The following is a 15,766-nucleotide window of genomic DNA, read 5'->3' as shown; positions in this document are numbered from 1 at the left end:
CGCGAAACGTGACATAGGAGAACTACGATAGCGGTGTTGCGTGCGTCACGCGATGTTTCCGTGTGTACGGCACAGGCCACAGCTCCAATCTCCCGGGAGAAACATGAGGGACTTTCTGATTGCGTTGTCCGGAGCGAGATCGGAGGTCCTGGAGCGTTGCCCGACCGAGAAGCCCAAGTTCGAGGGCATCGGGGGCGCCGTCCTCACGACGGGCGTCCTCGCCATGGTCTCGATGACGTTCGCCCTGAGCAGCGCGCTGGGGCTCAACGTCGTCGTCGCCGTCCTCGCGGGCCTGGTGTGGGGTCTGATGATCCTCAGCCTCGACCGCTGGCTGGTCAGCACGATGAGGGCGGACGCCCCGCGCCGCTGGCCGCTGGCCGTTCCCCGAATCCTCATGGCGCTGCTTCTCGGTTTCGTCATCTCCACTCCATTGGTCCTGCAGATCTTCAAGTCCGAAATCGACGCGCAGATAGTCGAGATCAAGCAGCGGCGCGCGGACGTATTCGTCGCGCAGCAGCAGCAGGGCGTGACCGGTAAGACCATCGGCCAGCTTCGCCAGGAGGTCGCGAACCTGGAGAAGGTGGTCTCCTCCGGTGGCGACGTCCCCGTCGCCACCGACCAGGATCCGCAGATCGTCGCGCTCACCGCCGACCGGGACAGCGAGCGGAAGCTCGCCGACAAGCACTACACCGAGTGGCAGTGCCAGCTCTACGGAGGGCCGTCCTGCCCGAAGAAGGGCGACGGCCCGCTCGCCCGGGACAGCAAGCGCGCGTACGACAAGAACAAGCGCCGAATCGACCTGCTGAACGGGCAGATCGAGAAGCGCAGGCGGGAGCTGACCGACAACGGCCAGGAGGCCAAGCAGGTGCGCCTCGCCAGCGCGAAGGAGGCGTTGCCGAAGGCGCGGGCCCAGCTCGACGTGGCGCTCAAGCGGCAGGGGAACCTGCAGGAGTCCTTCGACGCGGAGAACCTCACCACCAACGGCCTGCTCATCAGGATCCAGGCGCTCAACGAGATCACCGGCAAGGACATGAGCCTCAGCATGACCCGGCTGCTGCTCTTCCTGCTGTTCCTGCTCATCGAGTGCCTGCCGGTCGCGGTGAAGCTGATGCAGCGGCCCGGCAACTACGAGAAGGTGCTCGCGCTCGCCGAGCAGCACGAGTTCCGCACCGCGCGGGGCAGCTTCACCGCCGGGGCCATGACCCGGCCGCCGACCGCGGCGCCCGCCAACGGCGGTACGGACATCTGGGGCATCTGGTCCCGTACGGGGGACACCGGGCCACTCCCGGAGGTTCCCACGCCTCGTCCCGACGGCCCGTCGCGAGGGCCGACGGGAACCCGCGCCGAGCACGTCGCCGACGGCTACGGCTCGGTCGAGGACCAGGAACTGCGCAGCATGCCGGACACCCGCACCCTCCGGCTGTCGCGGCCCGCCCCGGAGCGCTCCGGCGGGGTCGAACTGCTCCCCGATGACGACTGACTCCGACATGACGGTCGGCGGCCCGGCGCGGCCCGGGCAGGTCGTCGTGGGCCGGTACGAGCTGCGGTCCCTGCTGGGGCGGGGTGGCATGGGCGCGGTGTGGCTCGCCTGGGACAAGGCGCTGGAGCGCCTGGTCGCCATGAAGGAGATCCCCCTGTGGCCGTACGGGGAGCGGGCCGAGGTCCAGCGGGAGCGGGCGCTCCGGGAGGCGCGGTCGCTCGCCCAGATCGGGCATCCCTCGATCGTCGTGGTGCACGACGTCTTCGAGGCGGACGGCAGACCGTGGATTGTCATGGCCCATGTCGAGGGCGTCTCCCTGGAGGACAAGATCAAGGAAGGCGTGCTGGCCGAGAGCGAGGCCGCGGCCGTCGCCCGCGACGTGCTGGGCGGACTGACCGCCGCGCACGCCGCAGGCGTGGTGCACCGGGACGTCAAGCCCGCCAACATCCTGATCAGCAGGGCCGGGCGGGTCGTCCTGGTCGACTTCGGCATCGCCCAGATGTCCGGGACGAGCGGTCTCACGGCGCGGAGCCGCCTGCTCGGCACTCCCGAGTTCATGGCGCCGGAACGGATCAAGGGGGAGGCGGCGAACGCCGCGTCCGACCTGTGGTCGCTCGGCGTCACCCTCTTCTGGGCCGTCGAGGGCCGCTCGCCCTTCCGCCGGGGCAACGAGCACGCGACCATGCTGGCCGTCATCAGCGACGACCCGGCGCCGACACGGCCCGGGCCGATCTCCCGCCTGGTTATCGGGCTGCTGGAGAAGGATCCCGCGCGGCGCATGGGAGCGCAGGAGGCCGACGCCAGGCTGCGCGCGATCCTCGACGGCCCGGCGCCCCGGACCGCTGCGGCGCCCGGGCGGGGTGCGGCACCCGAGCCGTCACGGAAACCCCCGGTGCCGGCGTCCGGGCAGGCGGCGGGACGCGAGCGCGAGGCTGCGGGCGCACGGGAGCCGGAGTCGCCGTCGAAACCTCCGGCACCGGCACCTGCGGAGCGCCGGCGTGCAGGTATGCGGGCGCCGGAGTCGCCGTCGAAACCTCCGGCACGGCCGCATGGCGACGGCCCGCCGGCGGGAGTGTCTCAGGGGGCGCCGACGATGGAGACGCTACGGCGGGCGTCCCCGGTTGTGGGCGCGCGCCTGCTGCTCGCCCAGCCGAGGCAGGTGGCCGCGTCGCTGCTCGACGCCCTGGATCCGGTGACCGCGGGCGCACTGCTCGACGCCATGGCGGGCGAGCCGCCGGCGGCGGCGACGGTGCTGGCCCTGATGGGGACGGCGAGAGCGGGACGGGCCCTCGACCACATGGCCGCCGCGAAGGCCGCCGCGGTGCTGCGCGCGATGCCCACGGGCCGTGGCACGCTGGTCATGGCGGGGGTCGCGGACCGGAGCGCCGCCGAGATCCTCACCGCGCTCGGCTCCACCACGACGGCGGTCAGGCTGGTCGAGTCGATGACGACGCGGCGGGCCTGGCGGGTCCTCGACAACGTGCCGCCGGCCGTCATCGCGGCCCTGCTGCGGGCGAGCACCGACGGCCGCGCGGACCGCCTCCTCTCCGGCCTCAGCCCCGCCGTCCGGCGGCAGATCACCGAATGACGAACCGCGGGGCGACGACACGTGGCCGCGACACCTTGGAGGCACATTGGACGCGACTCCGTCGCCTCTGGTTGGCTCCTCTGTCATGAGACGGCTGGGCGGGTGGAAAGCCGCCACGTCGGCGGCGGCCGCCGTCCTGGCCTGCGCCGCCTGCGGCGCCGACGCGGGCGGCGGCGCGCCCGGTCCGGGCGGGCCTCCCGCCACGAACTCGGCCGGACCCACGGCTCCGGCCCGGGCCTCGGCGGCGCCCGCCCACGGCCAGGCGGCCGTACGGAAGGCGCTGCGCAGGCTGGAGGTCTCCTTCCGGGGCCGCATCGGCGCGTACGCGATCGACATGGCGACCGGGATCACGATCGGCTACCGGGAGGGCGAGCGGTTCCCGCTGGCGTCCACCTTCAAGGCGTTCGCCGCCGGGGCGGTGCTGGCCGGGACCACCGAAGCCGAGCTGACCCGGCAGGTGGTCCGCTGGACGGCCGGAGAGGTGAAGCCGCACTCGCCGCAGACGGGCAGGCACGTGGCCGACGGGATGACGCTCGCCGCGCTGTGCCGGGCGGCGATCGTCCACAGCGACAACACCGCCGGCGACCTGCTGCTGAAGCGGATCGGCGGGCCGCGGGGCCTGACCCGTTACTTCCGTTCGCTCGGCGACCCGGTCTCCCGTCTCGACCGCTGGGAGCCCGAGCTGAACGTGTGGTCGCCCGGGGAGAGGCGCGACACCACCACACCCCTGTCGATCGCCCGCGACCTGCGCGCGCTCACCACCGGCGGCGCGCTCGACGCGGCGGACCGGTCCCGGCTCGTCGGGTGGCTGCGCGGCAACACGACCGGCGACGCGCGCATCCGCGCCGGCCTGCCCCCGAAGTGGATCGTCGGCGACAAGACCGGCACCGGCGGCACGTACGGCACCGCCGGCGACATCGCCGTCGTCTGGCCGGCCGAGGACGCGGCCCCGATCATTCTGGCGATCTACACGAACCGCCTCACCCCCGGCGGCTCCGCGGACGACGAGGTCGTGGCGCGGACCGCCACCGTCCTCGTGCGCGGCCTCGGCCTGCTGTCGTAGGACCGCGTCAACAATCCCCTTTACGGCCCCATAACCTTGTCCTTATCGATTCGGGGGACGATCGGGGCCGGGGAGATCGAGTTGGGGATGATCGGGTGAACGCCACGGGGAAGGTGCTGCGTCTGGCGGCCATGGGAGCGGCGGCGGGCGTGCTGGTCGCGGGGATCGCGCTGCCGGCGGTCGGCGGCGCGGGGGTCGGCCTGGTGTCGGCCGTCAAGGACGTCGGCCTCGAACCGCGTGACCTCCCCGAGCCTCCGCTCGCGCAGGTCTCCGTGGTGCAGGACGTCAAGGGCCGCGAGATCGCGCGGTTCTACGAGCAGTACCGCGAGGTCGTCCCGCTCGACGAGATGGCCGACGTCATGAAGACGGCCATCATCTCGATCGAGGACTACCGCTACTACGAGCACGGGCCGATCGACATCGAGGGCACCCTCCGCGCGCTGGCCAGGAACATGCAGGCGGGCGGGGTGGCCCAGGGCGGCTCCTCGATCACCCAGCAGTACGTCAAGCAGGTGCTGCTGAACTCGGCCGACACCGAGGCGGAGAAGAACAAGGCCCTGGAGGCCAGCTACGCCCGCAAGCTCAACGAACTGCGGTACGCGATGGGCGTGGAGAAGAAGTACTCCAAGGACGAGATCCTGGAGAAGTACCTCAACATCGCCTACTTCGGCGCGGGCGCGTACGGCGTCGAGGCGGCGGCCAAGCGGTTCTTCGGGGTCGGCGCGAGCAGGCTGACGCTGCCGCAGGCGGCGACGCTGGCGGGCGCGGTGCAGGACCCCAACGCGACCGACCCCAACCTCGGCAAGACCCACCGCGACCGGCTGCTCAAGCGGCGCAACGTCGTGCTCGACCGGATGGCCGAGCTGGGCAAGATCACCGCAGCCGAGGCGGCCAAGGCCAAGGCCACCAAGCTCGGGTACAAGGGGACGAAGCTTCCCGGCGGCTGCGAGTCCAGTAAATATCCGTACTTCTGCGTCTACGTGCGCAACGAGATCCTCAACAACTCCGACTTCGGCAGGACGGCCAAGGACCGGTTGCGGTTCCTCAACCGGGGCGGCCTGACGATAAGGACCACGATCGACCCCTCGATGCAGGCGGCGGCGGACGCGGCGATCAGGAAGTGGGTCAACCCGTCCGACAACCCGGTGGCCGCCGAGGCGCTGGTGCAGCCCGGCACCGGGGCGATCAGGGCGATGGCCGCGAGCCGGCCGTACGGGACGCGCAAGACGAGGAAGGAGATGTCCTACAACCTGGTCGCGGACGCGGCGCACGGCGGTGGCATCGGCTTCCAGGCGGGTTCGACCTTCAAGACCTTCACGCTGCTCACCGCGTTGAAGCAGGGCATGAAGATCAACGACGGGTTCAGCGTGGGCGCCGGCTACACCGCCCCCGGCGCCTCGGCGTTCAGGAACTGCGCGGGCGGGTCCATCGGCGACCCGGGTCACACGGTCACCAACGACGAGGGGTCGCCCGGGTGGCTGACCCTGCAGACCGGCACCTGGCACTCGGTCAACACGTTCTTCATGGAGCTGGAGCGGCGGGTCGGGCTCTGCGAGGTGGTCAAGACGGCCAAGTCGCTGGGCATCCACCGCTCCGACGGCGGGGCGCTCCAGGAGTTCGAGACGTTCACGCTCGGCATCAACGAGATGGACCCGGTGACGGTCGCCAACGCCTACGCGGCGATCGGCGCGCGCGGAAAGTACTGCGCGCCGATGGCGATCAGCCGGATCACCGACAGCACCGGCAAGACCACCGACTACAGGCCCAAGTGCCGTCAGGCTCTCGACCCCGAGGTGGCGGACGCGGCGGCGCACGTGCTGTCCGGTGTCCTGACCAAGGGCACGATGGCGGCGGTCGGCGGCATCGGCCGTGACGCGGGCGGCAAGACCGGGACCAACGACAACTCCTCCTCCGCCTGGTTCGCCGGGTTCACCCCCGACCTGGCCGGCGCGGTCAGCCTCGGCGATCCGCGCGGCACGTCGAAGTACAAGCTGAACGGCGTGACGATCGGCGGCCGTTACTACGGCGAGGTGTTCGGCGCCAGCGTTCCCGGCCCGATCTGGAAGGACACGATGCTCAAGGCGCTGAGCGGCGTGCCGGCGACGAAGTTCGCCCCGCTCGACCCCTCGTTCGGCGGGTGCGGCCAGAGTTGCCGTCCCGTGGCGCCGCCGCCCGACGACACCCCGGTGGAGATCAGGCTGGACTGACGGCTCCCGGCCGGTCACGCCGCTTCCCGGGGAGCATCAGGTCGCCCGGCCGAGGCGGGGGTGGTCGGTGGCGAGGTCGGTCAGCGCGTCAGCGGTGTCGAGCACGCGGAACAGCCGGGTCAGGTTCGTCCAGCGGAGGATCCGCAGCACCTGGCCTCCGGGGGCGATCAGTGCGAGGTCGCCGTCCCGGCCGCGCAGGTGGTGCGCCAGGCGGACCAGCAGCCCGACCCCGGTGGTGTCGATGAAGCGCACCTCGCTCAGGTCGAGGGCGAGCCACGGGCCCCTGGCCTCTATCAGGCCGCGCAGGGGCTCGTGGAGATGCCGCACCGCGTGGAGATCCAGCTCTCCGCGCATGCCCAGCACCCACCAACGGGTGGGGGACGGGGTCGGTGCCGTCCGCGTCTCCACGGTGGCTCCCTTCGCTCTCCCTGACGCCGGGGACCACTGAAGGAGCCGTGGGGGAGGTCCGGGGCGACCAGGCGAAGCGCTTCGACGGCAGGACGTCGAACGCGTCCTGGCTCACAGAGGTAGGGCTCGGTTGAACATTGGACCACCTTAGCCCTACTCAGAGTAACAATTCCTACCCGGTGAGTCGATCGAGTGGGGTAAAGCTTCCATGGTCAGGAAAGAGACGAGTGGCTATTGTCACGATCCATGGGGGTTGAGCGCGCGCTCAGGCGCCGACTGGTTCTGATCGGGGGAATCGTCGCGCTGGCCGCCGCGGGTTCCGCGCCTCTCGACGAGGAGCTGTCCAGGGCCGTCGCCGTCGCGTACGCCGCCCAGGGCGCTCTGCCGTACTCGTGGGGCGGGGGACACGCGACGCGGCCGGGGCCGTCGAAGGGGACCTGCCGGGGGTACAGCGGCTCGGTCATGCCCTGTCCGGCGAGTCGGACGCGCGGCTTCGACTGCTCGGGGTTCACCCGATGGGTGTACGACCTGGCGTTCGGCGACGACGTGCTCGGCCCCGGCAACACCGACGACCACGTCGGCCGGCTGCGCCGGGTCGACGTGCCGCAACCCGGCGACCTGGTCTTCTTCGGCAGGCCCGGCAGAACCCACCACGTCGGGGTGTACGTCGGAGGCGGCAAGATGATCAACGCGTTCGCGACCGGGACGCGCATCCGCATGGACGACGTGTCCGTGCTGGATGACCTGCTCGGTTACTACCACTATCGAGCCTGATACCTATGCTTACCCCGTTATGGTGCGATTGAGGATATTGGGGCGGATAGCGGCGGAGGTCGACGGCCGTCGCGCGGACCTCGGGACGTCGCTCCAGCGCGCCGTACTGGCCCGGCTGGTCTGCGCGCACGGACACGTGGTGTCGACCGACCGTTTCGTGGACGACCTGTGGAAGGGCCAGCCGCCTCCTCGCGCCCTGGGCGCGTTGCAGGTCTACGTCTCCAACCTGCGCCGCGTGCTGGAGCCGGACCGCCCGCCCCGCGCCGCCGCCCGCGTGCTGGTGACCGCTCCGCCCGGCTACCGCCTCGCGCTGGAGCCGGACGACGTGGACGCCTGGCGCTTCCCCCGGCTGGTCGAGGCCGCCTCCGGCCTCCTCGCCGAGGGCGCGCCCGCCCGGGCGCTCGACCTCGTCAACGAGGCCCTGGCGCTGTGGACCGGCCCGGCGTACGCCGAGTTCGGCGACGAGGAGTGGGCCGTGCCCGAGGTGGGCCATCTGAACGAACTGCGGGTGGTCGCCTCCGAGTACCGCGCCGAGGCGGCGCTCGCGCTGGGCCGCCATGCCGAGATCGTCCCCGAGCTCGAACGCCACCTCACCGAGCACCCCCTGCGCGAGAACGCCGTACGGCTGCTCGCGCTGGCCTACTACCGGGGCGGCCGGCAGGGGGAGGCGCTCGCGGCCCTGCGCCGCACCCGCGCCCTGCTCGCCGACCAGCTCGGCGTCGACCCCGGGCCCGCGCTGCGCACGCTGGAGGCGGACATCCTCGCGCAGGCCGAGTCGCTCGACCCGGTCCCCGTGATCGGGCCGCCCGTACGAGAGACGCGGGCCGAACCCGCCCCGGCCGACTTCCGGATGGTCGGCCGTACGGCGGAGCTGTCCCGGCTGGTCTCCGCGGCCGGGCAGGCGCGGGACGGCTTCCGCATCGCCTGGCTCGGCGGCGAGGCGGGCTCGGGCAAGAGCACGCTCGCCGGCGCGCTGGTGCGGCGGTTGGCGGGGGACGGCTGGCAGACCGTGGTCGGCCGCTGCCCGGAGACGACCGGCGGCGTGCCGCCCGCCTGGGCCTGGAGCGAGGTGCTGCGCGACCTTTCCGCCACCCGCCCGCCGGAGCCCGGGACGGCGGCGAGGCTCGCGCCGCTGCTGACCGACGACGCCGCGCCCGTGGGCCAGTTCTGGCTGGCGCGGGCGGCCGGCGACTACCTGGAGGGTGTGCCGGGACCACTGCTGATCGTGCTGGAGGACGTGCACCGCGCCGACGAGGAGACCCTCCAGCTGCTGCGTCATCTCGCCGGCCGCCTGGCGCGCACGCCGGTCCTCGTCCTGCTGACGCACCGGCCGGCGGAGGCGGGCGGCGACCTCACGGCCACCGCCGCCGCGCTCGCCGTCCAGGCCGTGGAGAACATCACGCTGGGCGGCCTCGGCGAGCCGGAGGTGGCGCGCCTGCTCACGGAGCGCTCCGGCGCGGAGGTGGACGAGACGCTGGTCCGCACGGTCACCGAGCGGACCGGCGGCAACCCCCTGTTCGTGGCCGAGACGGCCCGGCTGCTCGCGGTCGACGGCCCGGCCGCGGCCCACGCGCTGCCGCCGGGCGTCCGCGACCTGATCCGCCGCCGCCTCGCCCGGCTGCCCGCCACGGCGCAGACGACGCTCCGCACCGCCGCCGTCCTCGGCCGGGAGGCCGACGCGGACGTGCTCGTCGCGATGCCGGGGGCCGACGAGGAGACCGTGCTCGACGGCCTGGAGGCGGGCGTGCTGTCCGGCCTGCTGGAGGAGCCGCGCCCCGGCCACGTCCGCTTCGCCCACGTGCTCGTCCGCGAGACGCTGTACGAGGACATCCCCCGGCTGCGCCGTACGCGCATCCACGGCAGGGTCCTCGCCGCGCTGGAACGCGTGCGGCCCGGCGACGTCGGCGCGCTCGGGCACCACGCGCTCGCCGCCGCGACCACCGCGACCGCCCTCACGGCGGCCGGGTACGCGGCGCGCGCCGCCCACCAGGCCTGGTCGGTCTACCACGCGCACGGAGAGGCGGCGACGCTGCTGCAGGGCGCCCTGGACGCCCTCGACCTGCTGACCCAGGGGACCGGCGAGCCGCCCCGGGACGTCCGCCTCGGCCTGCTGTGCGACCTGGTGTCCGCGCAGGCGCACGCGGGCGACGTGATCACCGCCCTGCGGAACCGGGAGAAGGCCCTGGCGCTGGCCCAGGAGATGGGCGACCGGGCGGCGGTCGCCCGCGCGGTCACGTCGTTCGACGCGCCGGTCATCTGGACCATCCAGCCCGACCGCGCGTACGACCCCCGGCTCGTCGGGGCGATCGAGGGCTCGATGCCGGCGGAGGCGGGGGAGCTGCGCTGCCGCATGCTCGTCGCCCTCTGCCACGCGCTCGAAGGACACGACGCGGAGCGCGTCGAGACGGCGAGCGCAGAGGCGCTGGCGATCGCGGACGCACTCGGCGATCCCCGGCTGCGCTGCATGGCGCTCAACGCCCGCTACTGGGCCTGCCTCGCGCCGGACCGGCGGGCGGAGCTGGAGACGCTCGGTCACGACCTGCTGACCGCGTCCGCCGACGCGGGACTGCTCGGCTACCAGACGCTCGGCCACTTCGCGCTGCTCATGGTCGCGCTCGCCCGCAACGACTGGGCCTCGGCGCGCGAGCACGCCGACAGGGGCGCCGCGCTGTCGACGACCGGCCAGCTCGGCCTGGCCCTCGGCATCCTCGCCTTCCTCGACGCCCTGCGCCTGCTGGTGACGGGCGACTTCGAGCGGGCCGGCCGCGCGTACGGCGAGCTCGGTGAACGGCTGGCCCGCACCGGCGACGCGAACGGCGCGATGGTGGGGATGGTCGGCCGCTTCGTGGTCGCGCTGGCGTCAGGGCGTCTCGCCGGGATGGTGGAGGAGCTCACCGTCCTCTGGGAGCGCCTGCGCGAGGACAGCATGGAGATGTACACCCGGGTGCTCGTCGGCGCCGGCCGTCTCGACGAGGCCCGCGCCGTGTGGCTGCCCGGGCACCGGCCCCGGCGCGACTACTACTGGCTGCTGCTGATGTCCATGCGGTCGGACAACGCGGCGGCGCTGGGCGACCGGGAGGTGGCCGCCGAGTGCTACGAGCTGCTGCTGCCGTACGACGGCGAGCTGGCCGGCCTGCACTCGGGGTCGGTCACGGCCGGGCCGGTGGCCCACACGCTGGGCGACCTCGCCGTGTTCCTGGGCCGGCCCGGCGACGCGGACGCCCACTACCGGCGGGCCGCCGAGGTGGCCCGGCAGGCCGGCTCCCCGCACTGGGAGGAGGCCGCCCGCCGGGCGCTCACGCCGCGCCGAACACGAGACGCTCGCGGCGACGGTGGCCGGGACGCAGCAGCGCCAGCATGACGACCAGGACGGGCCCGGCCAGCCTGCGCAGCTCGGCCAGCTCCTCCGGCCGCGCGTGCCGCTCGATGCGGGGCAGCTCGAACCGCGGGTCCCCGCCCTTGCGGACGTGCTTCTCCAGCTCCTCCCAGTCCTTCGCGGTGACGTGCCGCATGATGACCGGGAAGAGCTGCCGCTCCTCCTCCACGATGTGCTCGTCCAGCAGGTCGGCCAGACGGCGCATCGGCTTGGCCAGCTCGGCCGGGTCGCCCGCGACGGACCGGATCTCCTCCAGCAGCGGATCGAGCTCGGAGTGGTCCTCGCTCAGCTCGCTCAGGTCCACCTCGGCGCCCGCCGAACGCACGAGCAGGGGCCACAGGTGGTCGTCCTCCGCCTTGTGGTGGTGATGGATGCCCTGGCACAGCTTGACCACGTAGTCCCTGATCGCTGCCGCGCGCTCGGGGCCGCACGGCTGCCGGCCCGCGGCGATCTCGCCGGTGACGTCGGCGAGGCGCCGGGAGTCGGCCCGCATCGCGCGGTGGGTGATGCGGAAGCCGAGCAGGTTGGGGGCGGGCAGGTTGGCGGGGTGCGGGACGGGTGCGTCGGACATCGGGATGCCTCTCGTGAGCGGGGCGGTCGGGCACGCTCACTGTGCGCCCCGGTGCTTGGGGTCCATTAGGTCCTTACTTAAACCCGATCCCTATGAGACGGGAGAGAACGATGGGAAGAACCGATAGCTTGTTCCCCTATGGACAGGCGATGGGTGGGTCCCGACGGGTACGAGATCGTTCCGGCGTACCGCCGCGACCGCCAGGTGCTCCGCGTGCGGCGGCACGGACGGCTGGTCGCCGACTGCCTGTCGGTCGACGAGGTCGCCCGGTTCGTCGACCTCGCCGACCTGTGCGAGGTGATCGCCCTGCCGGAGCGGGCCGGCGACGCCCGTACGGCCGTCAGGTAGGCGGGCCGCAGGCGTAACCCGCGCCGACCCTGGGCACTCAGAGTGCCGAGGGGGTATCGATGCGCCTGGTCACCACTGTCACCAAGCTCGCGGTCGCGGTCCTCGGCGCGGGGGTCTCCGGCTGCGGCGCGTCGCAGGCCGGCCCGGTCGCGGAGACACCGGTGTACGTGCTCAACCTGCAGGGCTCGGAGCAGGGGCGGCCCGACCAGCGGCCGGCCATCCTGGTCCTCTCCGAGTTCACCACGATCAGCGAGGTCACCTGGCACTCCTGGGGGCCGACCCGGGCCGTGGGCGCGGGCAGGCTCAGCGGCACCTGGTGCCTGCCCGCCTGCGAGAACACGCCGTACGAGGCCACGGTGACGCTGAGCAACGTGACCCCCGTCCGGGGGAAGGGCTACTTCAGCAGGTACGCCGTCGCGGCCGAAGTACCGCCCCGTCAGCGGCCCGCGGCCGATCTCTCCGGCATGCTGCCGACACCGTGAGCCGGCACCGTGAGCGCGGCGGTATTCGAGTTCGCATCGTTCAGCGTGGCCGTGTATGGTTACACCTGTCCGCGAGGCGCGAGAGCGCAACCGGGCCCGCCCCTATAGCTCAGTCGGCAGAGCGTCTCCATGGTAAGGAGAAGGTCAACGGTTCGATTCCGTTTGGGGGCTCTGGCCGGAAAGTCCTATCTGAGCATTGTTCCTGTGGGAGCGCTGCCGGGTGGGGCTTTCGGCTTGGTGGGGGTGCCTCTTCCCCACCGGCTGACCGATCCCGATCACGGCTGATCCCGATGCGCGAAGAGCCGTACGGGTCGGGTATCCTTGCGTGGCCGGATGCAGTTTCTCCGGCCCGAGGCGGAGTAGCTCAGTCAGGCAGAGCAAGCGGCTCATAATCGCTGTGTCGCCGGTTCAAGTCCGGCCTCCGCTACTACCCTGCCGGGTCACCTCACGAAGGCGGCCCCGGCCTGGGTTGTCCAGTAGTCCCAAACGCAGAAAGGCACTCCCACGTGGCTGCCACAGACGTTAGGCCGAAGATCACGCTGGCCTGCCAGGAGTGCAAGCACCGCAACTACATCACGCGGAAGAACCGGCGCAACGACCCGGATCGGCTTGAGCTGAAGAAGTACTGCCCCAACTGCAAGACGCACCGGGCGCACCGCGAGACCCGCTAAGTCGTAGCGCGGTCCGGCGCGCGTGGTTCCGCGCCGCGAACGCGGCGGTCGGCTTACGCGGTCGGCTTGCACGGCCTGACCTCGACACAGCACGACCTCGATCACGTATGACCGGCGTCTCCGTCGCGGAGGCGCCGGTTTTCGTGTCGGTGCTTCTGGGTCGGATGTTCTGGGCCGGATCTTCCGCGGTGCGGCGGTGACGGCCGGCCGGATCGGGTGTTGCTAGCGTACGGTCACCCGCTCATCCCCTAAGGAGCACGGCCGATGCCTCTGAATCGCGACTTCGTCGGGCGGACGTACCAGGCGTCCGCGCCCTACGAGGTCAGCCGCGTCAAGATCAGCGAGTTCGCCACCGCGATCGGCGACGGCAACCCGATCTACCACGACCGGCAGGCCGCAGTGGCGGCCGGGCACCCGGACGTCGTGGCGCCGCCGACCTTCCCGATCGTGTTCAGCCTCCTCGGCACCGGTGACGCGCTCACCGACCCCGGCCTGGGGCTCGACTTCTCCATGGTCGTGCACGGTGAGCAGCGGTTCGAGTACGAGCGGCCCATCCAGGCGGGCGACGAGCTCGTGTGCAGCTCCACCATCGCGGAGATCCGCAGCGTCGGCCGCAACGAGTTCCTGACCGTGCGCAGCGACGTGCACACCACCTCCGGCGAGCTGGTCTGCCGGACCTACAACATCATCGTGGAGCGCGGAGGGGCGGCCTGATCATGGCGGCGACGGTCAAGTACGACGATGTGGAGACCGGCCAGGAGATCCCGGCCGCCGAGTACCGGGTCCGCCGGGTCGACCTGGTGCGGTACGCCGGGGCCTCGGGCGACTTCAACCCCATCCACTGGAACGAGCGCTACGCGAAGGCGGTCGGCCTGCCCGACGTCATCGCGCACGGCATGTACACGATGGCGCAGGGCGGCCGGTTCGTCACCGACTGGGCGGGCGACCCCGGCGCGGTGGTCGAGTACGGGGTCCGTTTCTCGTCCATGGTCGTGGTGCCCGACGACGACAACGGCGCGACGATCACGATCAGCGGGATCGTGGAGGAGAAGCGCGAGGACAAGCGCGTCGTGGTCACGCTCACGGCGAGGTCCGGCGACTCCCGGGTCCTCTCCAAGGCCCGCGCGGTGGTCCAGCTCTCCTGACCGGCCCCGATCGGCCACGATGAGCCATGAGGGTGCTTGGCGGCGCCGGTGCTGGGTAGCGGTCGGATCGTGAGCGAGCGAGACACTTCAGAGACCGAGGGCGTCGTCAACGAGCCGGTCACGACCCAGCGGGAGCAGGGCGACACCGCCGGCGTGGCGACGCAGACGCAGGACCCGGGCAAGGCCGGGGACGCCCAGGGCGGTAGCCTGCCGTCGCCCCGCGCGGGGAACGCGCGGGAGGCCGCGCGGGCGGCGGGCCACGAGGAGATCACCGAGGTCAAGCGCGACGTCGCCCCCGGCGGGACGATCGAGACGGCGCTGACCCCGTCGGGCGAGGCGTCGATGGTCGCCTCCCAGCTTCTGTGGGACGGCAGTTCGGCCACCTCCCGGATCGACCAGGCGATCGCCGAGACCGGCGTCGACACAGGCACCGACTCACCTCCCGACCAGGAAGCCCCCCACACTCCGTGATGGGGCGGGCGGGGGCGGGGTGGCTATCCTGTTCCTCTACACGGCCCTGGGTGCCTCTACCCGGCCTGGGGGGACGCGCTGAGGAGACGAATGGCTGACCGGCTGGCAGGGGTGGCCCTCGCCCGCTACACCACCCTGCGTACAGGCGGCCCCGCCCGGGCGTTCGCGGAGGCGGACACCACCGGTGACCTGGTCGGGTTGGTGGCCGAGGCCGATCGTGACAGGGAGCCCGTGCTGGTGCTCGGCGGCGGCAGCAACCTGCTCGTCTCCGACGAGGGGTTCGGCGGGCTGGTGGTCCGCGTCGTCACCCGGGGCGTCGAGGCGGCGCCGTCCGGGGACGGGCGCGTGCTCGTCACGGCGCAGGCGGGGGAGGACTGGGACGCCCTGGTCGCCCGGTGCGTCGCCGAAGGCCTGTCGGGGATCGAGTGCCTGTCGGGGATTCCCGGCCTGGTGGGCTCCACCCCGATCCAGAACGTCGGGGCGTACGGGCAGGACGTCTCGCAGACCGTCACCGGCGTCCGCGTGTACGACCGCGGGACCGGCGAGGTGGCCGACCTCACGGCGGCGGAGTGCGGTTTCGCCTACCGGCACAGCGCCTTCAAGCACGACCCCGAACGGCACGTTGTGCTCGCGGTCACCTACGCCCTGGAGCGGTCGGCCCTGTCGGGGCCCGTGGCGTACCGGGAACTGGCCGCGCGGCTCGGGGTGGAGATCGGCGAGCGGGTGCCGCTGACCGAGGCACGGGAGGCGGTGCTGGAGCTACGGCGCGGCAAGGGGATGGTGCTCGATCCCGACGACCCCGACACGCGCAGCGCGGGGTCCTTCTTCACCAACCCCGTGCTCGGCCCGGACGAGGCGACGGCCCTGGAGCTTCGCGCCCCCGGTCATCCGCGCTGGGACATGCCGGACGGCTCGGTGAAGATCCCGGCGGCGTGGCTGATCGAGAACGCCGGGTTCCCCAAGGGGTACGAGAAGGGCCGGGCCCGCATCTCCACGAAGCACACTCTGGCCCTGACCAACCCCACCGGTGAGGCGGGCGCGGCCGAACTGCTCGCGCTGGCCCGCGAGGTGCGCGACGGCGTGCACGAGAAGTTCGGCGTGTGGCTCGTCAACGAACCCGTGCTGGTGGGAGCCAGTCTTCAGCTCGGTTAAACTGGGACAACACCGAAGGGGAGTAGTCCG

The 15,766-nt window shown here is 72.3% G+C and carries 15 protein-coding genes and 2 tRNA genes; 15 read left to right on the top strand and 2 right to left on the bottom strand.

Annotated elements, in window-relative coordinates; genetic code table 11:
• Window positions 1-103 precede the first annotated feature (103 nt).
• The 4 genes from HHX40_RS28620 (at window position 104) to HHX40_RS28605 (ending at window position 6,338) form a co-directional block, all read left to right on the top strand.
• Window positions 104-1,480: a DUF4407 domain-containing protein gene (locus HHX40_RS28620; protein WP_182883063.1), complete on the top strand. Its 1,377-nt coding sequence runs from the start codon at window positions 104-106 to the stop codon at window positions 1,478-1,480.
• On the top strand, window positions 1,470-3,068 hold the full coding sequence (locus HHX40_RS28615) for a serine/threonine-protein kinase (RefSeq protein WP_182883062.1): 1,599 nt from the start codon (window positions 1,470-1,472) through the stop codon (window positions 3,066-3,068). Before HHX40_RS28620 ends, HHX40_RS28615 begins: the two co-directional genes overlap by 11 nt.
• 85 nt (window positions 3,069-3,153) lie before the next feature.
• Complete coding sequence (gene bla / locus HHX40_RS28610) at window positions 3,154-4,131, top strand: class A beta-lactamase (RefSeq protein WP_182883061.1); 978 nt, start codon at window positions 3,154-3,156, stop codon at window positions 4,129-4,131.
• Between the two features lie 95 nt (window positions 4,132-4,226).
• Window positions 4,227-6,338 (top strand): transglycosylase domain-containing protein, encoded by a 2,112-nt coding sequence (locus tag HHX40_RS28605; protein ID WP_310738334.1) that lies wholly within the window; start codon window positions 4,227-4,229, stop codon window positions 6,336-6,338.
• A 36-nt stretch (window positions 6,339-6,374) separates the two neighbouring features.
• Here HHX40_RS28605 and HHX40_RS28600 read toward each other — a convergent pair whose 3' ends face one another.
• Window positions 6,375-6,746 (bottom strand): STAS domain-containing protein, encoded by a 372-nt coding sequence (locus tag HHX40_RS28600; RefSeq protein ID WP_182883060.1) that lies wholly within the window; start codon window positions 6,744-6,746, stop codon window positions 6,375-6,377.
• A gap of 246 nt (window positions 6,747-6,992) precedes the next feature.
• On the opposite strand from HHX40_RS28600, the gene HHX40_RS28595 reads away from it, so the two are divergent.
• Both HHX40_RS28595 and HHX40_RS28590 read left to right on the top strand, forming a co-directional pair.
• The gene (locus HHX40_RS28595) at window positions 6,993-7,520 is read left to right on the top strand and encodes a C40 family peptidase (RefSeq protein ID WP_182883059.1); all 528 of its coding nucleotides are present in this window, start codon (window positions 6,993-6,995) and stop codon (window positions 7,518-7,520) included.
• Between the two features lie 19 nt (window positions 7,521-7,539).
• Window positions 7,540-10,881: a BTAD domain-containing putative transcriptional regulator gene (locus HHX40_RS28590; RefSeq protein ID WP_182883058.1), complete on the top strand. Its 3,342-nt coding sequence runs from the start codon at window positions 7,540-7,542 to the stop codon at window positions 10,879-10,881.
• Here HHX40_RS28590 and HHX40_RS28585 read toward each other — a convergent pair.
• Complete coding sequence (locus tag HHX40_RS28585) at window positions 10,817-11,467, bottom strand: hemerythrin domain-containing protein (RefSeq protein ID WP_111697372.1); 651 nt, start codon at window positions 11,465-11,467, stop codon at window positions 10,817-10,819. The two genes, HHX40_RS28590 and HHX40_RS28585, sit on opposite strands and share 65 nt — an antisense overlap.
• Before the next feature lie 138 nt (window positions 11,468-11,605).
• On the opposite strand from HHX40_RS28585, the gene HHX40_RS28580 reads away from it, so the two are divergent.
• From HHX40_RS28580 to HHX40_RS28540, 9 genes are all read left to right on the top strand, one after another.
• The gene (locus tag HHX40_RS28580) at window positions 11,606-11,815 is read left to right on the top strand and encodes a transposase (protein ID WP_182883057.1); all 210 of its coding nucleotides are present in this window, start codon (window positions 11,606-11,608) and stop codon (window positions 11,813-11,815) included.
• A gap of 59 nt (window positions 11,816-11,874) precedes the next feature.
• The gene (locus HHX40_RS28575) at window positions 11,875-12,297 is read left to right on the top strand and encodes a hypothetical protein (protein WP_182883056.1); all 423 of its coding nucleotides are present in this window, start codon (window positions 11,875-11,877) and stop codon (window positions 12,295-12,297) included.
• Window positions 12,298-12,395: 98 nt separating this feature from the next.
• Window positions 12,396-12,468 (top strand) — tRNA-Thr (locus tag HHX40_RS28570).
• 182 nt (window positions 12,469-12,650) lie between these two features.
• A tRNA-Met gene (locus tag HHX40_RS28565) sits at window positions 12,651-12,724 on the top strand.
• A gap of 79 nt (window positions 12,725-12,803) precedes the next feature.
• Complete coding sequence (gene rpmG, locus HHX40_RS28560) at window positions 12,804-12,968, top strand: 50S ribosomal protein L33 (protein ID WP_036325591.1); 165 nt, start codon at window positions 12,804-12,806, stop codon at window positions 12,966-12,968.
• A gap of 264 nt (window positions 12,969-13,232) precedes the next feature.
• Window positions 13,233-13,682, top strand: coding sequence for a MaoC family dehydratase N-terminal domain-containing protein (locus HHX40_RS28555; RefSeq protein ID WP_182883055.1), 450 nt, complete (start codon window positions 13,233-13,235; stop codon window positions 13,680-13,682).
• Window positions 13,683-13,684: 2 nt separating this feature from the next.
• Window positions 13,685-14,113: a MaoC family dehydratase gene (locus HHX40_RS28550; RefSeq protein ID WP_182883054.1), complete on the top strand. Its 429-nt coding sequence runs from the start codon at window positions 13,685-13,687 to the stop codon at window positions 14,111-14,113.
• A gap of 69 nt (window positions 14,114-14,182) precedes the next feature.
• Complete coding sequence (locus tag HHX40_RS28545) at window positions 14,183-14,584, top strand: hypothetical protein (RefSeq protein ID WP_182883053.1); 402 nt, start codon at window positions 14,183-14,185, stop codon at window positions 14,582-14,584.
• A gap of 90 nt (window positions 14,585-14,674) precedes the next feature.
• Complete coding sequence (locus HHX40_RS28540; RefSeq protein ID WP_182883052.1) at window positions 14,675-15,736, top strand: UDP-N-acetylmuramate dehydrogenase; 1,062 nt, start codon at window positions 14,675-14,677, stop codon at window positions 15,734-15,736.
• Window positions 15,737-15,766: the final 30 nt, after the last annotated feature.

This window comes from Microbispora sp. H10949, from assembly GCF_014161435.1.
Taxonomy (GTDB): Bacteria; Actinomycetota; Actinomycetes; order Streptosporangiales; family Streptosporangiaceae; genus Microbispora; species Microbispora triticiradicis.
The sequence above is the reverse complement of the archived record's forward strand: the minus strand, read 5'-3'. Positions and strand labels throughout refer to the sequence as shown.